General features: G+C 76.4%; 17 protein-coding genes. 10 read left to right on the top strand and 7 right to left on the bottom strand.

Annotated features, from left to right (window positions below; translation table 11 throughout):
- Positions 1-35 precede the first annotated feature (35 nt).
- The gene (gene rny / locus K5O09_RS11600; RefSeq protein ID WP_255595333.1) at positions 36-1,583 is read left to right on the top strand and encodes a ribonuclease Y; all 1,548 of its coding nucleotides are present in this window, start codon (positions 36-38) and stop codon (positions 1,581-1,583) included.
- Between the two features lie 56 nt (positions 1,584-1,639).
- Here rny and K5O09_RS11595 read toward each other — a convergent pair whose 3' ends face one another.
- The 4 genes from K5O09_RS11595 to K5O09_RS11580 form a co-directional block, all read right to left on the bottom strand.
- Positions 1,640-2,536, bottom strand: a complete 897-nt coding sequence (locus K5O09_RS11595; RefSeq protein WP_222169697.1) for an amino acid ABC transporter permease — start codon at positions 2,534-2,536, stop codon at positions 1,640-1,642.
- A gap of 49 nt (positions 2,537-2,585) precedes the next feature.
- Positions 2,586-3,236 carry an amino acid ABC transporter permease gene (locus K5O09_RS11590; RefSeq protein WP_222169696.1) on the bottom strand — a complete coding sequence of 217 codons (651 nt, stop codon included), beginning with the start codon at positions 3,234-3,236 and terminating at the stop codon, positions 2,586-2,588.
- 75 nt (positions 3,237-3,311) lie between these two features.
- On the bottom strand, positions 3,312-4,187 hold the full coding sequence (locus K5O09_RS11585; protein ID WP_222169695.1) for a glutamate ABC transporter substrate-binding protein: 876 nt from the start codon (positions 4,185-4,187) through the stop codon (positions 3,312-3,314).
- A gap of 139 nt (positions 4,188-4,326) precedes the next feature.
- Entirely contained in the window at positions 4,327-5,115 is a 789-nt protein-coding gene (locus K5O09_RS11580) for an amino acid ABC transporter ATP-binding protein (RefSeq protein ID WP_222169694.1), read from the bottom strand.
- 155 nt (positions 5,116-5,270) lie between these two features.
- Here K5O09_RS11580 and miaB point away from each other — a divergent pair, with 155 nt between their 5' ends.
- Complete coding sequence (gene miaB, locus K5O09_RS11575) at positions 5,271-6,881, top strand: tRNA (N6-isopentenyl adenosine(37)-C2)-methylthiotransferase MiaB (protein WP_222169693.1); 1,611 nt, start codon at positions 5,271-5,273, stop codon at positions 6,879-6,881.
- Positions 6,882-6,954: 73 nt separating this feature from the next.
- Here the strand turns inward: miaB and K5O09_RS11570 are convergent, their stop codons facing one another.
- Entirely contained in the window at positions 6,955-7,461 is a 507-nt protein-coding gene (locus tag K5O09_RS11570; protein WP_255595330.1) for a YbjN domain-containing protein, read from the bottom strand.
- Positions 7,458-8,036: a YbjN domain-containing protein gene (locus tag K5O09_RS11565; protein WP_222169692.1), complete on the bottom strand. Its 579-nt coding sequence runs from the start codon at positions 8,034-8,036 to the stop codon at positions 7,458-7,460. Before K5O09_RS11565 ends, K5O09_RS11570 begins: the two co-directional genes overlap by 4 nt.
- A 184-nt stretch (positions 8,037-8,220) precedes the next feature.
- Here K5O09_RS11565 and K5O09_RS11560 point away from each other — a divergent pair, with 184 nt between their 5' ends.
- The 7 genes from K5O09_RS11560 to K5O09_RS11530 all read left to right on the top strand — a co-directional run bounded on the left by K5O09_RS11560 (position 8,221) and on the right by K5O09_RS11530 (position 15,968).
- Positions 8,221-8,709: a YbjN domain-containing protein gene (locus tag K5O09_RS11560; protein WP_222169691.1), complete on the top strand. Its 489-nt coding sequence runs from the start codon at positions 8,221-8,223 to the stop codon at positions 8,707-8,709.
- Positions 8,706-10,724 carry an HSP90 family protein gene (locus K5O09_RS11555; RefSeq protein ID WP_222169690.1) on the top strand — a complete coding sequence of 673 codons (2,019 nt, stop codon included), beginning with the start codon at positions 8,706-8,708 and terminating at the stop codon, positions 10,722-10,724. Before K5O09_RS11560 ends, K5O09_RS11555 begins: the two co-directional genes overlap by 4 nt.
- Positions 10,721-12,709: a hypothetical protein gene (locus K5O09_RS11550; RefSeq protein ID WP_222169689.1), complete on the top strand. Its 1,989-nt coding sequence runs from the start codon at positions 10,721-10,723 to the stop codon at positions 12,707-12,709. Before K5O09_RS11555 ends, K5O09_RS11550 begins: the two co-directional genes overlap by 4 nt.
- Positions 12,710-12,752: 43 nt before the next feature.
- Positions 12,753-13,541, top strand: coding sequence for a hypothetical protein (locus K5O09_RS11545; RefSeq protein ID WP_222169688.1), 789 nt, complete (start codon positions 12,753-12,755; stop codon positions 13,539-13,541).
- On the top strand, positions 13,538-14,494 hold the full coding sequence (gene miaA, locus K5O09_RS11540) for a tRNA (adenosine(37)-N6)-dimethylallyltransferase MiaA (RefSeq protein WP_222169687.1): 957 nt from the start codon (positions 13,538-13,540) through the stop codon (positions 14,492-14,494). The genes K5O09_RS11545 and miaA overlap by 4 nt, the downstream gene beginning before the upstream one ends.
- Positions 14,491-15,453, top strand: coding sequence for a diaminopimelate epimerase (gene dapF, locus K5O09_RS11535; protein ID WP_222169686.1), 963 nt, complete (start codon positions 14,491-14,493; stop codon positions 15,451-15,453). The genes miaA and dapF overlap by 4 nt, the downstream gene beginning before the upstream one ends.
- Before the next feature lie 101 nt (positions 15,454-15,554).
- On the top strand, positions 15,555-15,968 hold the full coding sequence (locus K5O09_RS11530) for a thioredoxin family protein (protein WP_255595327.1): 414 nt from the start codon (positions 15,555-15,557) through the stop codon (positions 15,966-15,968).
- Positions 15,969-15,981: 13 nt separating this feature from the next.
- Here the strand turns inward: K5O09_RS11530 and K5O09_RS11525 are convergent, their stop codons facing one another.
- Entirely contained in the window at positions 15,982-16,593 is a 612-nt protein-coding gene (locus tag K5O09_RS11525; protein WP_222169685.1) for a class I SAM-dependent methyltransferase, read from the bottom strand.
- A 120-nt stretch (positions 16,594-16,713) separates the two neighbouring features.
- Here K5O09_RS11525 and hflX point away from each other — a divergent pair, with 120 nt between their 5' ends.
- Entirely contained in the window at positions 16,714-18,267 is a 1,554-nt protein-coding gene (gene hflX, locus K5O09_RS11520) for a GTPase HflX (RefSeq protein ID WP_222169684.1), read from the top strand.
- Positions 18,268-18,320 lie beyond the last annotated feature (53 nt).

Below are 18,320 nucleotides of genomic sequence, written 5' to 3'. Positions count from 1 at the left end.
CCGGCCTCGGCCCGTCCCGGACGAGGAGCGTGCCCGTGCAGGACGTCGCGGTCGTCATCGGCCTCCTGCTGGCGTGCCTCGTCGCCCTGGTGCTCGTGCTCGTCGCCCGGCGGGAGGCGGCAGCGGTCCGCCGGCAGGCGCACGAGGACGTGCAGTCCATCCGCGACGAGGCGCGCGCCTCCCTGGCGGACGCGCAGCGTCGCGAGGTCCGTGCCACAGGGCGTGAGGAGTCCGCGGCGGTCGCGGAGCGTGCGGCCACGGCGCGCGAGCGGGCGGCCGCCGAGCAGGAGCGCGCAGCCGCGGCAGCGCGGGAGGCCGCGGAGGAGCTCCGGCGCGGCGCGGCGGACGCGCGGGCGGCCGCCGAGCGGGACGCGGCGGAGCTGCGGGCATCCGCCGCGCGCGAGGCGGCGGAGGTGCGGTCCCGCGCCGAGCGGGAGGCGCTCGACCAGCTCGAGGCGGCCTCGGGGCTCACCGCCGAGGAGGCGCGCGCGGAGCTGGTGCGCCGGGTCACGGCGGAGGCCCAGGCGTCCGCCGCCGCGACGGTCCGCCGCATCGAGGCGCAGGCTCGGCGCACCGGGGACGCCCGGGCGCGGCGGGTCCTCGCGACCGCCGCACAGCGCACGGCGGTCGCGACGAGCAGCCAGAGCACCGTGACGCTGCTGCCGCTGCCGTCGGACGAGATGAAGGGCCGGATCATCGGCAAGGAGGGCCGCAACATCCGGCTGTTCGAGGCGCTCACCGGTGTCAACGTGCTGGTCGACGACGCACCCGACGCCGTCGTGCTCTCGTGCTTCGACGCGGACCGCCGCGAGGTCGCCCAGGTCGCCCTCGAGGCGCTCATGGCGGACGGGCGGATCAACCCGCAGCGCATCGAGGCCGCGTACGCCGAGGCGGTCGCGGGCGCCGACGACCGCGCGGACGACGCCGGGCTCGCGGCGGCCGAGCGTGCCGGCGTCCGCGGTCTGGACACCGAGCTCGTGCGCGTGCTGGGCCGCCTGCGGCTGCGCACCTCGTTCGGGCAGAACGTGCTGGACCACGTGGTCGAGACGGCGCTGCTGGCGGCGCAGGTCGCCGGGGAGCTCGGTGCGGACGTCGAGGTCGCGCGCCGTGCCGCGCTGCTGCACGACGTCGGCAAGGCGCTCACCGGGGAGGTGCCCGGCACCCACGCGACGGTCGGCGCGGCGCTGGCGGAGCGCCACGGCGAGTCGCCGGCAGTGGTCAACGCGATCGCCGCGCACCACGACGAGGTGCCCGCGGAGACGGTCGAGGCCGTGCTGGTCCAGGTGGCGGACGCCATGTCGGCGTCCCGCCCGGGTGCCCGCCGCGAGGACGTCGACCAGCACGTCGAGCGGCTGGAGAAGCTCGAGGAGCTCGTCGCCGGCCACGCGGGCGTGCGTCGTGCGCTGGCCATGGCGGCCGGGCGGGAGATGCGGGTCGTCGTGGAGCCGTCGCAGGTCCCGGACACCGACCTCGGGCAGCTCGCGGTGGAGATCGCCCGGCACATCGAGCGGGACCTGTCCTACCCGGGCGAGATCACCGTGACGGTGGTGCGCGAGGTGCGCGCGAGCGCGACCGCCGGCTGACCCGCGCGCGCCCGCGGACCGCCGTCCCGCAGGAGCGCCGCCGTGCCGCCGGACCGTCAGACCGCCGACCCGGTACCCCCAGGGCCCCCGCCGGCGGTCGCGGCCGCCGCCGCGGTGAGCGCCGGGTCCGTGCCGGAGCGCCCGGCGGTGCGCGCGCTGCGGCCCTGCAACCACACCGCGAGCCGCGTCAGCGACAGGTTCACCACGAGGTAGGTGCCCGCGCCGAGCACGAACAGCGCCACGTAGTACCGGTTCCCGAAGTACTGGGCGTTGTTCTGCATGGCCTTGAGCAGCTCGGGGTAGCCCACGATGAACCCGAGCGACGAGTCCTTGAGCAGCACGACGAGCTGCGCGACGAGGCTCGGGAGCATGGTCCGCACCGCCTGCGGGAGCAGCACGAGGCGCATCGTCTGCCACCGCGACAGCCCGATCGCCGCGGCCGCCTCCGACTGGCCGCGGGGCAGCGAGGCCAGGCCCGCCCGCAGGATCTCGGCGATGATCGCCATGTTGTACACGGTGAGACCGAACACCACGGCGGCGAACGCGTCCCACCCGAAGCCGAGCAGCGCGAACAGCATCATCAGCAGCACGGGCAGGCCGCGGAACAGCTCGATGACGACGGTCGCGGGCGCGCGCAGCCAGCCGATCCGGGTGGTGCGCCACATCGCGAGCACCAGCCCGAGCACCAGGGCGAGCGGCGCGGCGACCACCGCCGCGCGCAGGGTCGCGCCGAGCCCGACGACGACCATGGAGCGCCAGACGTCCTCGGCGGTCTGGTTCTTGGGCGGGTCGTAGAGGACGTCCCAGCGGTCGGCCCCGAACAGGCCGCGCTGCTCGGCGTACCGGTAGGCCAGGGCGAGCAGGACGATCAGCGCGAGCGCGCCGGCGACCGAGCCGATGCGTTCCCGCCGGCGGGCGCGCGGGCCGGGCTGGTCGTACAGGACGGAGCTCATCGCGGTTCCCCCTCGGGCTCGTGGGTGCGGCGGTCGTGGCGGGTCGGGGTCACCGGGCGAACGCCACCTTCCGCTCGAGCACCCCGGCGAGGTAGCCGGCCGGGATGGTGAGGACGAGGTAGAACACCGCGACCCCGGCAAGCGCCTGGATGGCCTCGGCGGGGTTCGCGAGGGCGACGCGGCGGCCGGCGGCGGTGAGCTCGACGACGGCGAACCCGGCCGCGACGGAGGTGTTCTTCGCGAGCGCGATGAGGACGTTGATCAGCGGCGGCACCACGGACCGCACCGCCTGCGGCAGCACCACGAGCCCGAGGGTCTGCCCGAAGGTCAGCCCGATGGCCCGGGCGGCCTCCGCCTGCCCGACCGGCACGCCGTTGATGCCGGATCGCACCGCCTCGCAGACGAACGCCGACGTGTAGGCGGACAGCGCGATGACGGCCGTCCAGAACCCGAGCGGCGGCAGGATCCCGAACTGCGGCGCGACGAACACGAGGAAGAAGAACACGAGGGTGAGCGGCGTGTTGCGCAGCAGCTCCACCCACGCGACGGCCGCGCCCCGCAGGGTCGGCAGCGGCGACACGCGCAGCGCGGCGAGGACGGTGCCGACCACGAGCGCGAGAGCGCCGGCCAGCAGCGTGAGCTGCAGCGTCAGGCGGAAGCCGTTCAGGTAGGCCGGCAGGTTGTCGGCGATCAGGTCCACGCAGGGTCCTCCACGGCGTGCGGCGGGAGCGGGACGGGTGGCGCCGGGCGGGGTCGCCCGGCGCCACCCGCGGCGTCAGTACCGGTCGACGGCCGGCGGCTCGGGCGTCGGCAGGACGGTGCCGGCCGTGGCCTCCCACGCCTCGGTCCACGTGCCGTCCTCATACGACTGCTCCAGCACGTCGTTGATCCACATCCGGAAGTCGGTGTCGTCGAGCGCGAGCCCGATGCCGTACGGCTCCTCGGTGAAGGGCTCGCCGCGCACCTCGAAGGTGGGGTCGTCCGCCGCGAACCCGGCGAGGATCACGTTGTCGGTGCTCATGGCGTCGACCTGGCCGCCCCGCAGCGGCTCGAGGCAGTCGGAGTACGCGCCGAACGGCACGACCTCGGTGTCCGGGAAGTTCTCGAGCAGGTTCGCCTCGGGCGTCGAGCCGGAGACGGTGCAGACCTTCTTCCCGGCGAGGTCGTCCGGGCCCTGGATGTCCTCGTTCTCCGCGAGCGTGAGGATCGACTGCCCGGCCTCGTAGTACGGGCCGGCGAACGACACGACCTCCTTGCGCTCGTCGTTGATCGTGTACGTCGCGATGACGATGTCGACCTGGCCGGACTGGATGAACGACTCCCGGTTGGAGGAGATGGTCTCGGTCCAGTCGATGCCCTCCTCGGGGATGCCGAGCGCGCCGGCGATGATCCGGCCGATCTCGACGTCGAAGCCCTCGGGCGTGCCGTCCGGCCCGACCAGCCCGAACAGCGGCTGGTCGAACTTGGTGCCGATCGTGAGGGAGCCGGCCTCGGCGAGCTCCGCCATCGTGGACCCCTCGGGGAAGTCGGCGGCCTCGACGTCGGAGACCTCCGGGCTGGCCCCGTCGCCGTCGTCCGAGCCGCCGCAGGCGGTCAGGGCGAGGACGGAGGCGGCGGCCAGGGCGATCGGTCCTGCGGTGCGGGTTCTCATCGGGCTCTCCTCGGGTCGCGTATCGGTCGTGTCGTGTCGTGTCGTGCCGGGTTCCGGTCGGTGCGGTGTCGCCAGGGGCGGTCGGGCGGGTAGGGGTCGGGGGACGCCGGTCCGGGTCGCGCAGGGCCCGGGGGGCCGGTCAGTGGGTGAGGATCTTCGACAGGAAGTCGCGGGCGCGGTCGCTGCGCGGGGCCGTGAAGAACGTCTCGGGGTCGGCCTCCTCGACCACCGCGCCGCCGTCCATGAAGACGACGCGGTCGGCCGCACGGCGGGCGAACCCCATCTCGTGCGTGACGACGACCATCGTCATGCCCTCACCGGCCAGAGCCACCATGACGTCGAGCACCTCGTTGATCATCTCGGGGTCGAGGGCGGAGGTCGGCTCGTCGAAGAGCATCACCTTCGGCTCCATGGCGAGCGCCCGGGCGATCGCGACGCGCTGCTGCTGCCCGCCGGAGAGCTGGGCGGGCAGCTTGCGGGCCTGGCTCGCGACGCCGACGCGCTCGAGCAGCTCCATCGCCCGATCCCGGGCCTCGGACGCCCCGAGGCGCCGCACCTTGCGCAGGCCGAGCGTGACGTTCTGCAGGACGGTGCGGTGCGCGAACAGGTTGAACGACTGGAACACCATGCCGACGTCCGCGCGCAGCCGCGCCAGCTCGCGTCCCTCCGCGGGCAGCGGCCGGCCGTCGAGCGTGATCGTGCCGGACTCGATGGTCTCGAGCCGGTTGATCGTGCGGCAGAGCGTCGACTTGCCGCTGCCGGACGGGCCGATCACGACGACCACCTCGCCGCGGTGCACGGTGAGGCTGACGTCCTGCAGCACGTGCAGGTCGCCGAAGTGCTTGTTGACGTGGTCCAGGACGACGAGGGGCTCGCCGCCGGGCGGGTGTGCTGCTGCGGGGGCCGGGGCCGGGTCGGGCTGCGCCATCCTCGGAACCTAGGCGGCGGATGTGACAGGCGCCACCCGTTCGGGTCACGGGACGGTCACAGGATCGCCGTGACCGGGGCCCTCGGGCAGCGTCGGCGCACCGGGTCGCGGCCGCTCGCGAGGGCCCGCGGGGGACGGACGTACCCTTGTCCGCGATGAGCACGACGACCACGCCCCCCGCCGCGACCGGCCTCGCGGACCTCGCCGTCCCGACCGCCGGTGCCGCCCCGCGCACCTACCTCGTGAAGACGCTCGGGTGCCAGATGAACGTGCACGACTCCGAGCACATGGCGGGCATGCTCGAGCAGGCCGGCTACGTCGCCGCGTCGCCGGAGGCCGCGGCCGCGGAGGACGCCGACGTCATCGTCATCAACACGTGCGCGGTGCGCGAGAACGCCGCCGACCGCCTGTACGGCAACCTCGGCCGGCTCGCCGGGGCGAAGCGCTCGCGCCCCGGCGGGATGCAGATCGCCGTGGGCGGCTGCCTCGCCCAGAAGGACCGCTCGGGGATCGTCGAGCGCGCGCCCTGGGTGGACGTCGTGTTCGGCACCCACAACCTCGACGTGCTCCCGGTCCTGCTGGAGCGGGCGCGGCACAACCGGGCCGCCGAGGTCGAGATCGAGGAGTCGCTGCAGGTCTTCCCCTCGACACTGCCGACGCGCCGCGAGTCGGTGTACGCGGGCTGGGTGTCGATCAGCGTCGGGTGCAACAACACGTGCACGTTCTGCATCGTGCCGCACCTGCGGGGCAAGGAGCGCGACCGGCGTCCGGGCGACGTGCTGGCCGAGGTCTCCGCGCTGGTGGAGCAGGGCGCGATCGAGGTGACGCTGCTCGGGCAGAACGTGAACTCCTACGGCGTCGAGTTCGGCGACCGCGGCGCGTTCGCGAAGCTGCTGCGCGCCGCCGGCGCCACCCCCGGGCTCGAGCGGCTGCGGTTCACCTCCCCGCACCCGGCGGCGTTCACCGACGACGTCATCGCGGCGATGGCGGAGACGCCCGCCGTGATGCCGAGCCTGCACATGCCGCTGCAGTCCGGCTCCGACCGCATCCTGCGGGCGATGCGGCGGTCCTACCGGTCCGAGAAGTTCCTGGGCATCCTCGACCGGGTCCGCGAGCGGATGCCGCACGCCGCGATCACGACCGACATCATCGTCGGGTTCCCCGGGGAGACCGAGGAGGACTTCGCGGAGACGCTGCGGGTGGTCGAGGCGTCCCGGTTCTCCTCCGCGTTCACGTTCCAGTACTCGCCGCGCCCCGGCACCCCCGCGGCCGACCTGCCGGACCAGCTCCCGAAGGCCGTCGTGCAGGAGCGCTACGAGCGCCTGGTCGCGCTGCAGGACCGCATCGCGCTCGAGGAGATGCAGGCCCAGGTGGGGCGCACGGTCGAGGTGCTGCTGGCCGAGGGCGAGGGACGCAAGGACGGCGAGACCCGGCGCCTGTCCGGTCGCGCCGCCGACAACCGCCTCGTGCACCTGTCCCTGCCCGACGGCCTGGACCCCGGCGACGCGCCCCGGCCCGGCGACCTGGTCACGGTCGACATCACCCGGGCGGCTCCGCACCACCTGGAGGCCGACTCCGGGGCGCACGGCGGCACCTTCGCGGTGCGCCGCACCCGCGCGGGCGACGCGTGGGAGCGCGGGCAGCAGGGCGGGGACGACCACGCGCACAGCGGCGCGGGCGACGCCTGCGGCACCGGGGCGGGAGCCGGCGGACCGGCGGCGCCGGTGCTGCTGGGCCTGCCGACGGTCGGCGCCGGGCCGCGCTGAGGTGCGCCGAGCCGCGCGGGGGACGACCCCTGCGCGGGTGCCGCCCGGTGCCGCTCCGGTACCGGGCGCGGTGTCAGACCTGCGGCGGCAGCAGCGTCTCGAACGACGCGAACGCCTGCACCCCGGTGCCGAGGCCGCACGACACGAGCTGGTCGAGCTGCTCGTCGGTGACGCCGTGCTCCAGGTCGGTCGACACCTCGCTGTACACCGCGACCTGGCCCTCCTCCTCGCGGAGGTAGAGCTTCGGCCAGATGCGCTCGCGGTTCCAGTCGTTCAGGGCGAGCGCCACGGTCCGCCGGCCGTCCACCGGGAGCTGGCGGTGCCACCGGCCCCGGACCTGGAGGATCTCCTCGTGCTCGCCGAGCAGCAGGAACCAGAACCGCGAGTCGTTCCAGACACCGGTCAGGTCGCCGTCCTCGTCGACGCGGAAGTGGTAACCCCGCGCGGAGAGCGTCGCGGCGACGCGGTCGCGGGTGAGCGGCGTGGGCCGGGCCTGCGGGGCGACGCGCCGCTCACCGGGGCCCTGCGCGGTGCGCGGCGCGAGGACGCGGGACAGCCACCCGGGCGTGCGCGCCGTCACGGGGCCACCGCCGCCGGGTCGGGGTACAGCTCGTCGATCGCGTCGAAGAACGTGCTGGACGTCGACACACCGCAGAACAGGAGCTGGCTGAGCTGCTCGTCGGTCGCGCCGTGCTCCAGGTCGGTGGACACCTCCGCCACGACGTGCACCATGCCGTTGTCGCGGACCCGCACGTACGCCTTCGGCCAGATCCGCTCGGCGTTCCACTCGGTGCAGGCGTCCAGCACCTCCTCGAGGCGCTCGATCGCGATCTCCCGGTTCCACTGCCCGCGGACCTGGAGGATCTCCTGCTGGTCGCCGAACAGGAAGAAGTAGAACAGCCGTCCCCGCCACAGGCCGCCCAGGTCGCCGTCGTTGTCGACGAAGTAGTGGAAGTCGTGGTCCTCGAACCACCGTCGGACGCGCTCGGGCGTGAGCGGTGCGGGCCGGCCGTCGTCGACGGTGACCGTGCCGGGACCCGTCCCCGTGCGGCTGCCGCGGCCCGGCACGGGCGCACCGGAGGCGCCCCCGGGCTGCGGCGCAGGACCCGGTCGGTCCGGGTCGCGGCGCGACCGGCGATTCCGGAACAGACCCATGCCGGAAACCCTACCTGCGGCCGCCGACGACGCCAGGGATCGGCGGCCGTGGCCGTGCGCAGGCCACCGCCCGGGCCCGGGTCCTGGGCTTAGGCTCGTCCGAGCAGGGGGTGGCGCGCCCACCACCTGCCCCGACGCCAAGCAGCGGCGCCCCCTGTGCGCCGCACGAGCACTGAGGACGGACATGGGGTTCTTCACCAAGCCGGAGGTCACGGGCTCGGCGCCTGCCCCGCAGACGCTGTCGCACGACCGCATCACGGCCGTGCTGGACGCACGCGACATGCGCTACGGGGTCGACGACGACGGCGACATCGGCGGCTACTGGGACGGGCACCTGTTCTACTTCTTCCGTCTCGGCGGCCAGCAGGAGTACCTGCAGGTCCGCGGCCGCTGGAACCGGAAGGTCGCCGTCGACGAGTACGCCCGCGTCGTCGACCTCGTCAACTCCTGGAACTCCGAGAAGCTGTGGCCCAAGGGCTACGTCCGCGCGGAGGGCGAGGTGGTCGGCGTCTACGCCGAGCACACCGTCGACTACGAGCACGGACTCACGGACGAGCAGCTCGACCTGCACCTCGCCTGCGGCATCACCACCGCCCTGAGCCTGTTCGAGCACCTCGACGAGCAGTTCCCGGAGCAGGCCGCCGCGGCGAAGGCGGAGCTCGAGGCCGAGTGACCGCACCGCTCGAGCCCACCACCGGGCGGGCGTTCCAGGTCGACCTGCACGGCGTCGTCGACCTGCTCGCCCGCCACCTGTACTCCGGCCCCCGCGTGTACGTGCGCGAGCTGCTGCAGAACGGCGTGGACGCGATCACGGCGCGGCGCGCAGTGGACCCTGGGTGCCCGGCGACCGTGCGGCTGCGGCCGCTGGCGGACGGCTCGCTCGCGGTGGTGGACTCGGGCGTCGGGCTGACCCGCGCGGAGGCCGAGGAGCTGCTGGCGACGGTCGGCCGCTCGTCCAAGCGCGACCTCGACCTCGGGCTGGGCCGGGAGGAGTTCCTCGGGCAGTTCGGCATCGGCCTGCTGTCGGCGTTCATGGTCGCCGACGAGATCGAGCTCGTGTCCCGGTCCGCCCGGGATCCGGCAGCGCCCGCGATCCGCTGGGTGGGGCGCGCGGACGGCTCGTACGACCTGGCGGAGCTGCCCGCGGCGGACCTGCCGCCGGGCAGCTCGGTGCTGCTGCGGCCGCGGCGGGACCTCGAGCACTGGCTCGCGGGGGAGACCGTGGCGGCGCTCGCAGCGGAGTTCGGGTCGCTGCTGCCCGTCGACGTGGCCGTCGAGGTGCCGCTCGGCGGGCCGGGCACGACGAGCGGGGACGTGTCCGGCGCGGGCGAGAACCAGGCCGGCGACCCGGCCACCCGGGCGCGGCAGCTCGCCGACGGCCGGGCCCGGCGGGGGCACGCGTGGCGCCGCGTCACCGTCACCGACCTGCCGTGGGCGCGCACGCACGCCGACGACGCCGAGCGGACGCGAGCGCTGCAGCGGTACTGCGAGCGGACGTTCGGCTTCACGCCGCTGGCGCACCTCGACCTGGAGGTCCCGCTCGCCGGCGTCACCGGCGTCGCCTTCGTGCTGCCGGCCGCGGTCCCGCCCGGCGGCGGTGGCACGCACCGCGTCTCGGTCAAGCGGATGCTGCTCGGTGCGCGCGTGGAGGGGCTGCTGCCGGACTGGGCGTTCTTCGTGCGCTGCGCGATCGACGCCTCCGCGCTGCGGCCCACGGCGTCGCGCGAGCAGCTCTACACCGACGAGGTGCTGCTCGCGACGCAGGAGGCGCTCGCCGGGCAGGTCCGGGACTGGACCCTGCGCACGCTCGAGTCGGGGACAGCGCTCGCGCGGCAGTTCGTCGCCACGCACCACCTGGCGGTGCGGTCGCTCGCGCTCACGGACGACACGATGCTCGACCTCGCGGCGCGGATCCTGCCCTACGAGACGACGGACGGGACGCTGACCCTGGCCGAGGTCGCGCAGGAGCACGGGCGGGTCGTGTTCGCCCCGACGCTGGAGGACTACCGGCGGATCGCCCCCGTCGCGCGGGCGCAGGGCGTGGCGGTCGTGAACGCCGGCTACGTCTACGACGCCGACCTGCTGGCACGGCTCGCCGGGCGCAACCGCCTCGGCGTCGAGGTGCGCCCCCTCGGGGCGGGTGACATCGCCCAGGTGCTCGCCGCGCCGACGCCGGAGCGGGAGCTGGAGACGCTCGACGCCGTGCGCGCGGCGGGCGCGGTGCTGCGCCCCCAGGACTGCGACGTCCTGCTGCGCACGTTCGAGCCGGCGGACCTGCCGGCCGTGCTCCTGCACGACCGGGACGGCGACCACCAGCGCGACCTGCACGCGGCGATGGCGGAGGCCGACGACGTGTGGAGCGACGTGCTCGCCGGGTTCGCCGAGCCCGCCGCCGCCCGCCGGCTCGTGCTGAACGACGCGAGCCCGGTGGTCCGGGACCTCCTGGCGGCCCCGCCCGGCGAGGTCGCGGCCGCGGGGGTCCGCTCGCTGTACGTCTCGGCGCTGCTGCTGGCCGGCGAGCCGCTGCGCGCCCGGGAGTCCGAGCTCATGACCGGGTCGCTGGCGGTGCTGCTGCGCGCCGGCCTGGGGTCCGCGGGGCCCGCCGGCGCGGGCGCCGGACGGCAGCACGACGAGGACCACGAGCCCGACGAGGACGCCGGGGGACCGGCGGGACAGGAGCGCGCGTGAGCCGCACGCTGGACGACGCCAACCGCGAGATCTCCCGGGTGCGGCAGATGCCGTACGGGCTCGCCCGGACGCAGGCCGCCGAGCGGCAGGTGCGGCTGGTCGACGCCGAGGGGCCGGACGCCGCCCGGGCGTACGCGCTCAGCACGCTCGTCGAGGCCTACCAGTGGGGCGGGGAGGTGGACCGGTCGTTCGTCGCGTTCGCCCGGCTGCTGCGCTGGTGGGACGAGCACCCGGAGCACTTCGACGCGCAGGACCGCCACGCGCTGTTCTGGTCGTTCAAGTGGATGGTCAGCGCGCTCGCGGACTTCCCGACGGTGCCCGCCGAGCAGATCGACCGGACGCTCGCCGACATGGAGCGCCGCTACGCGCTCGCCGGCAACGGCATGGACGCGGTGGCGTACGAGCGCTTCGCGTGGGCGCGCCAGCGCGGCACGGCGGACGCGGAGACGGCGTACCAGGCGTGGGTGGCGACGCCGCGGGACGACTGGTCCCAGTGCGAGGCCTGCGACCCCGGTGACCGCGCGGCGTGGCTGCTCGCCACCGACCGCGTGCCGGAGGGCATCCGCCTGATCGAGCAGACGCTCACCCAGGACCCGTCGTGCGCGTCGGAGCCGGCCGACATGCTGTCCTACCTCGCGGAGGCGTACCTCGACACGGGGCGACCGCGCGACGCCGCCCGCGCGCACCGCCGGGCGGTCGCGGCGCTGGCCGAGGCGGAGTCCGACATGGTCGGCGCCCGCGGGCGGCGCATCCGGCTCCTGGCGCGCGGTGGTCAGCCCGACCGGGCCCTGCGCGCGATCGAGGCGGACCAGCAGTACCTGACGGGAGGGGACACCCCGTACTCGCGCCTGGCGTTCTCGCGCCTCGTCGGGGCGGCGACCCACGTGCTGCGTCCGGAGCACGGGGACCGGCCGCTGCGGCTGGACCGGGTCCCCGCGGCGACGGTCGCCGAGCTGGACGACTGGCTGCGCGCGCAGGCCGGGGAGCTCGCGGCACGGTTCGACGAGCGCAACGGCACGCCGTCCGAGACCGAGGCGGTCGAACGGGCGTGGCGGACCGAGCCCGCCGCCGACGTGCTGGACCTCGACGTGCTGCCGCGCGGGCTCGGGAGCGCCAGTGCCGCGGGTGGCGGCGCAGCGGCCCCGTCCCCGCACCTCGCGCCCGCGGACGAGGTCGGCGCGCACGGCGCGGGTCGGGGGACGCACGCGCAGCACGCCGCCCCGGACGCGCTCGTCGCGGAGGCCGAGCGCCTCGTCGCGGAGGGCGACCCGGAGGCGGCCGCCGCCGCGTACCTCGACGCGGCCGTCGCGGCCGAGCACGCGGGGCTGCTCGCGGACTCCGGCTTCGCCTACGCCGAGGCCGCGCACTGCGCCCAGGTGCTCGGTGACGACGACGGGGCGTCGGCGGGCTACGCCGCGGCGGTCCCGCGCCTGCGCGCCGGGGGCCTGCCGCCCGCGGTCGTCGCCCCGGTGGTCGTGCAGTGGGCGCGCGCGGCCGCCGCCACCGGCGACGCCGCCGCCGTGCTGAGCGAGACGGACGACCTGACCGCGTCGCTCGCTGCGCGCCTGGACGCGCCGCCCGCCGCGGACGAGGACCGCGCGGAGGCCCTGGTCGCGCGGGAGCAGGCGGCCGACCGCCGCGCCGCGGCCGACCTGGAGGACGCCGCCGCCCGGCTGCTGGCCACGCTCGGCGGCGACGGTCGCGCGCAGGACGCCGCGGCACGAGCGCAGCGGGCCGCCGAGGCGTACGCCGCGCTCGGTGCGCCCGTCGACGCCGCGCACGCGTTCTGGCTGGCCGGCCGCCTGCACGACGGGCTCGGCCGCGTCGACGAGGCCGTGTGGCACCTGGAGTCCGCCGTCGAGGGCTTCACCGCCGCCCGGCAGCGGGGCCCGCGGGGCGAGGCCGCGAACGACCTGGTCGATGTGCTGCGCCGCTCCGGGCAGGACGCCCGGGCCGACGAGCTCGCGCGCTCGCTGACGTCCTGAGCCGGGGCCGCGCGGACGCCGCGCGGCGGGATACGGTCGGGGGGTGCGACCGGCCGTGGTGTTCCTGCCCGACACGGCGCTGCTCGTCCCCGGCGCGGCCGGCCGGGAGGACCCGGGGGCCGCGCTGCGCGAGGAGGCGCTCGCGCTGCTCGGCGCGGCGGTGCCCGAGCTGCCGCCGGACGTGCCCGCCGATCCGGCCACCGGCGTGCCGGTCGGGCGGGCTGCCGGCGTGCCGGCCGGGCGGGCCGCGTCCGCCCCGGTGCTCGTCGTCGCACCGGGGCACGTGCACCGGACGCTGCGCCACCCGGTCGCGACCGGCCTCGGTGCGGCCGGCCTGCCCGCGGGCAGGCCGGACGCACCGCCCGGGCCCGACGCCCGCCGCGCCGACGTGCCGGCGTCGGTCGCGCTGACGCTGCTGCGCGCCGCCGGCGTGACGGCCGCCGTCGACGTGGTCGAGCTCCCGCGCGACCCCGACGGCGACGCGCCGGACGTCCCGGACGTCCCGGTGGGGGTGGTGCTGCTGGTCGTGGTCGGCTCGCCGAGCGCCCGGCACGGCGACGCGGCGCCGCTGGCGGAGGACCCCCGCGCGGCGGACGCCGACGCGGCGCTGCTGGCCGGGCTGGCCGGCGGTCCCGCCGCGCTGGCGGAGGCACTGGACGCGCTCGGCCCGCGGGCGGCCCGCGAGCTCGCGGTGTCCGCGTGGCCGACGTGGCGCGTGGCCGCTGCCGCGGCGGAGGGGCCCGTGCGGGTGTCCGGCCCGCGGGCCGAGGTCGTCGCGGGCGCGTGGCACGTCGTGGCGGCCTGGCGCCCGCACGCGCAGGAGGCCCTGTGACCCTCGTCGTCGCGGTCGTCGGCCCGACGGCCACCGGCAAGTCCGACCTCGGCCTGGCGCTCGCGGAGCGCCTCGGGGGCGAGGTCGTCAACGCCGACGCGCTGCAGCTCTACCGGGGGCTGGACATCGGCACCGCGAAGCTGGCGCCGGCCGAGCGCCGCGGCGTCCCGCACCACCTGCTCGACGTGCTCGACCCCACCGAGGACGCGAGCGTCGCCGCCTACCAGCGCGACGCCCGCGCGGCCGTGGCCGACATCGGGGCGCGCGGCCGGCGCCCGGTCGTGGTCGGCGGCTCGGGGCTCTACGTCCGGGCCCTGCTCGACCGCATCGAGTTCCCGGGCACCGACCCGGAGGTCCGCGCCCGGCTCGAGGCCCGCGTCGAGGCGGAGGGTGCCCGCGCGCTGCACGCGGAGCTGGCGGCCGTCGACCCCGTGGCGGCGGACAGCATCGGACCGCGCAACGCCCGGCGGATCGTGCGCGCGCTGGAGGTGGTCGCGCTGACCGGCAGGCCGTACTCCGCGAACCTGCCGGGGCACGACTACGCCGTCCCGGCGGTGCAGATCGGTCTCGACTGCGACCGGGCGGTGCTCGACGCGCGCGTCGAGGCCCGGGTCGACCGGATGTGGGCGGCCGGGCTCGTCGACGAGGTGCGCGGGCTCCTGGAGAGCGGGATCGGCCGGACCGCGGCCCGCGCCGTGGGGTACGCCGAGGTGATCGCGGCGCTGCGGGACGAGATCACGCTGGACGAGGCCCGCGCGCAGGTCGTCGCCGGGACGCGGCGTCTCGCCCGCAAGCAGATGGGGTGGTTCGGGCGCGACCCCCGGGTGCACTGGCTGGACGCCCAGGACCCGGACCTGCCGGAGCGCGCGCTCGCCCTCGTGGCGGCCGCGGACGCCGGTGAGCTCGGCCTCGCCACGGCCGACCCGGCGCCCCGCCGTAGTCTGGGCTCATGACCGTCCCCACCGCCGCGCCCGCGACCGCCACCTCCTCCCGGGTGCTGCGCGCGACCAAGGGGCACGGGACCCAGAACGACTTCGTGCTGCTGGACGGCCGCGACGGCGTCGACCTCGACGCGGCGCTCGTCCGGGCGCTCGCCGACCGGCGCGCGGGCGTGGGGGCGGACGGCGTGATCCGGCTGGTCGCCAGCACCGACCTGCCCGAGGGCGCCGCCGCGCTCGCCGAGGACCCCGCGGCCACGTGGTTCATGGACTACCGCAACGCCGACGGCTCCGTGGCGGAGATGTGCGGCAACGGCGTCCGGGTTGTCGCGGCCTACGCGCGGGCGCTCGGGCTCTGGGACCCCGCCGAGGGCGAGCTCGTGCTCGGCACGCGCGCCGGCGTCCGTCGCGTCCGCGAGGTCGAGGGGCCGGCCGGCGAGCTCTGGTACGCCGTCGACATGGGCGCGTGGCGCCTGCCGGGCGGCACCGAGGCGGTGTCCGCCGGCTTCGACGCCCAGGTCGCGGTGGCCGGGCTCGACGTGCCCCGGCCGGCGCTCGGCGTCGACCTCGGGAACCCGCACACCGTGCTCGCTCTCGCCGGGGACGCCGAGCTGGACGCCGCCGACCTCACGCGGGCGCCGGCCGTCGAGCCGGTGCCCCCGCACGGCACCAACGTCGAGCTCGTCGTGCCCCTCGGCGAGGAGCGGGACGCCGACGGCACCGTGCTGGGACGCCTCCGGATGCGGGTGCACGAGCGGGGCGTGGGGGAGACCCGGTCCTGCGGCACCGGCGCGTGCGCCGCGGCGCTCGCCGTGCGCACGTGGGCCGGGCCGCAGGCGCCCGACGTGTGGCTGGTCGACGTCCCCGGCGGCACGGTGCGGGTCACGGCGCTCGCGGACGGCCACGTCGAGCTCGCCGGGCCCGCGGTGCTCGTCGCGGACGTCGACGTCGACGTCGCGGCGCTCGCGGGCTGAGCACGGGCGCAGGACCGGCCGCCGGCCGCCGGCCGCCCGGGAACACCGCGGCGGCGACGAGGCGTTCCGACTCCGTGACCCCCGATCCCCGGCCGCATGACGTGGACGCACCGGCGCGTGAGGTGCTCCCGCCGGAGGCCCCGCCGTCCGGCGCGCTCCCGCCCGGCGCCGTCCCTCCCGGAGCCGCCGCGGTGGGCGCGGCGGGGCAGCCCCTCGACGCGGGCGCGCTGCGCCACCCGCTCGGCGCCGCGGCCACGTTCGTGCAGCTCTCCTCGGCGTTCTGCGCCCCGTGCCGCGCGACCCGCCGGATCCTCGAGCGCGTCGTCGCCACGACCGAGGGCGTCGTCCACGTCGAGGTCGACGTCGCGGACCGGGCCGACCTCGCCGAGCGGTTCGCGGTGACGCAGACGCCGACCGTCGTGCTGCTCGACGGCGGGGGGCGGCCCGTGGCGCGCGTGACCGGCGTGCCGTCGCTCGCGCAGGCCCGCGCGGCCGTGGCGGCCGTCGCCGGCTGACGTCCGCCGCCGGTCAGCCCGCGGCGACCACCCGCAGCACCCGGAACCCCCGGGACGTGGCGACGCGGTCGACGTCCGCCTCGCCCCCCAGCTCCTCGCCCAGCCAGCGCAGCAGGGAGTCCGACCCGAGGTTCTTCGCGACGACCAGGTACGCCTCACCACCGGGGACGAGCCGGCGCAGCCACTGGCGGAGCATCGCGTGCAGGGTCTCCTTGCCGACGCGGATCGGCGGGTTCGACCAGATCGCCGCGAACCGCACGTCGTCCGGGACGTCCTCCGGGCGCACCGCGCGCACACCGCCCAGCCCGTGGGCCGCCGCGTTGCGGCGCGTGAGGTCGAGGGCGCGTTCGTTGACGTCGACGGCCCACACGCGTGCCGCCGGGGCGGCCAGCGCGAGGCTCAGCGCGACCGGTCCCCACCCGCAGCCGAGGTCGAGCAGGTCGCCGGTGCGCGGCGGTCCGGGCACGTGGCGCAGCAGCACCTCGGTGCCCGCGTCGAGGTGGTCGGGGGAGAACACACCACCGGCGGTCTCCACGGCCAGCTCCCGGCCGGCCAGCTGCACGGTGCGGCGGCGGAGCTCGCCGTCGGACGCGGGCTCGGCCGTGAAGTAGTGCTCGGGGCTCACGCCCGCGACCCTACCGGCGTCCGCCGGTGGCGAATTGCCTCGCGTCGCCTCCCGGGGCGCGAGACACTGGAGCCCGGGCGCCGACGACGGACGCCCAGCCGCCGACACCGAAGGACCCGCGTGACCGATCCCCAGACGCCCTCGACCCGCGACCAGGACCGCACCGGCACCCCGGCGGACCCACAGCAGGCCGCGCGTGACGCCCAGCGGGTCGCCGACGACGTCGTCGCGCGCGTGCTGGCCCGGGCGGGCACGGCGCTCCAGGACGGCGCCACCGTCCACACCGCGCACGACGGGGAGCAGCTCGACCTCGAGGAGCGCACGTCGCTCCGCCGGGTGGCGGGGCTCTCGACGGAGCTCCAGGACGTCACCGAGGTCGAGTACCGGCAGCTCCGGCTGGAGCGCGTGGTGCTCGTCGGGATCTGGGGCGGCCCGGGCACGACGCAGGAGACCGCCGAGATCTCCCTGCGCGAGCTCGCGGCGCTCGCCGAGACGGCCGGCTCGCAGGTGCTCGACGGGCTGCTGCAGCGCCGGTCCACCCCCGACCCCGGCACGTACCTCGGGTCCGGCAAGGCCGCGGAGCTCGCGGGCGTCGTCCTGGCGGTCGGCGCGGACACCGTGGTCGTCGACGGCGAGCTGGCACCCTCGCAGCGCCGCGCGCTGGAGGACGTCGTCAAGGTCAAGGTCGTCGACCGGACGGCGTTGATCCTCGACATCTTCGCCCAGCACGCCAAGTCGCGGGAGGGCAAGGCGCAGGTCGAGCTCGCGCAGCTCGAGTACCTGCTGCCACGGCTGCGCGGCTGGGGCGAGTCGATGTCCCGGCAGGCAGGCGGCCAGGTCGGCGGCGCCGGGGCCGGCATGGGCTCCCGCGGACCCGGTGAGACGAAGATCGAGCTGGACCGCCGCCGCATCCGCAACCGGATGGCGAAGCTGCGCCGCGAGATCGCCGCCATGGAGCCCGCCCGTGCGACCAAGCGCGCGTCGCGCCGCAAGAACGCGATCCCGTCGGTCGCGATCGCCGGCTACACCAACGCCGGCAAGTCCTCGCTGCTGAACCGGCTGACCGACGCCGGCGTGCTGGTCGAGAACGCGCTGTTCGCCACGCTGGACCCGACCGTGCGTCGCGCCCAGGCCTCGGACGGCCGCGTGTACACGCTGGCGGACACGGTGGGCTTCGTCCGGAACCTGCCGCACCAGCTCGTGGAGGCGTTCCGCTCGACGCTCGAGGAGGTCGCGGACGCCGACCTGGTGCTGCACGTCGTCGACGCGTCGCACCCGGACCCCGAGGGGCAGATCGCCGCCGTGCGGCACGTCTTCGCGGACATCCCGGGCGCCATGGACGTGCCCGAGATCATCGTGCTCAACAAGGCCGACCTCGCCGAGCCGGAGGCGCTCGCCCGCCTGCGCTCGCGCGAGCACGGCGCGGTCGTCGTCTCCGCGCACACCGGCGACGGGATCGACGAGCTCCAGGCCGTCATCGCCGACCAGCTCCCGCGCCCGGGTGTCACGGTCGACGTGGTGATCCCGTACGACCGCGGCGACCTCGTCCACCGGGTGCACGAGACGGGGGAGATCGACGTGGAGGAGCACACCGAGCTGGGGACGGCGCTGCGGGGGCGCGTCGACGCCGGCCTCGCGTCCGAGCTGACGGCCGCGGCGGTCCGCGGCCGCTGACGCCCGCCGACGACCCCGCGTGCGGGGTTGTCGGCGCGCGCGACTACCCTGTC

It is taken from the genome of Cellulomonas sp. C5510 (assembly GCF_019797765.1).
Lineage (GTDB): Bacteria > Actinomycetota > Actinomycetes > Actinomycetales > Cellulomonadaceae > Cellulomonas.
The sequence above is the reverse complement of the archived record's forward strand: the minus strand, read 5'-3'. Positions and strand labels throughout refer to the sequence as shown.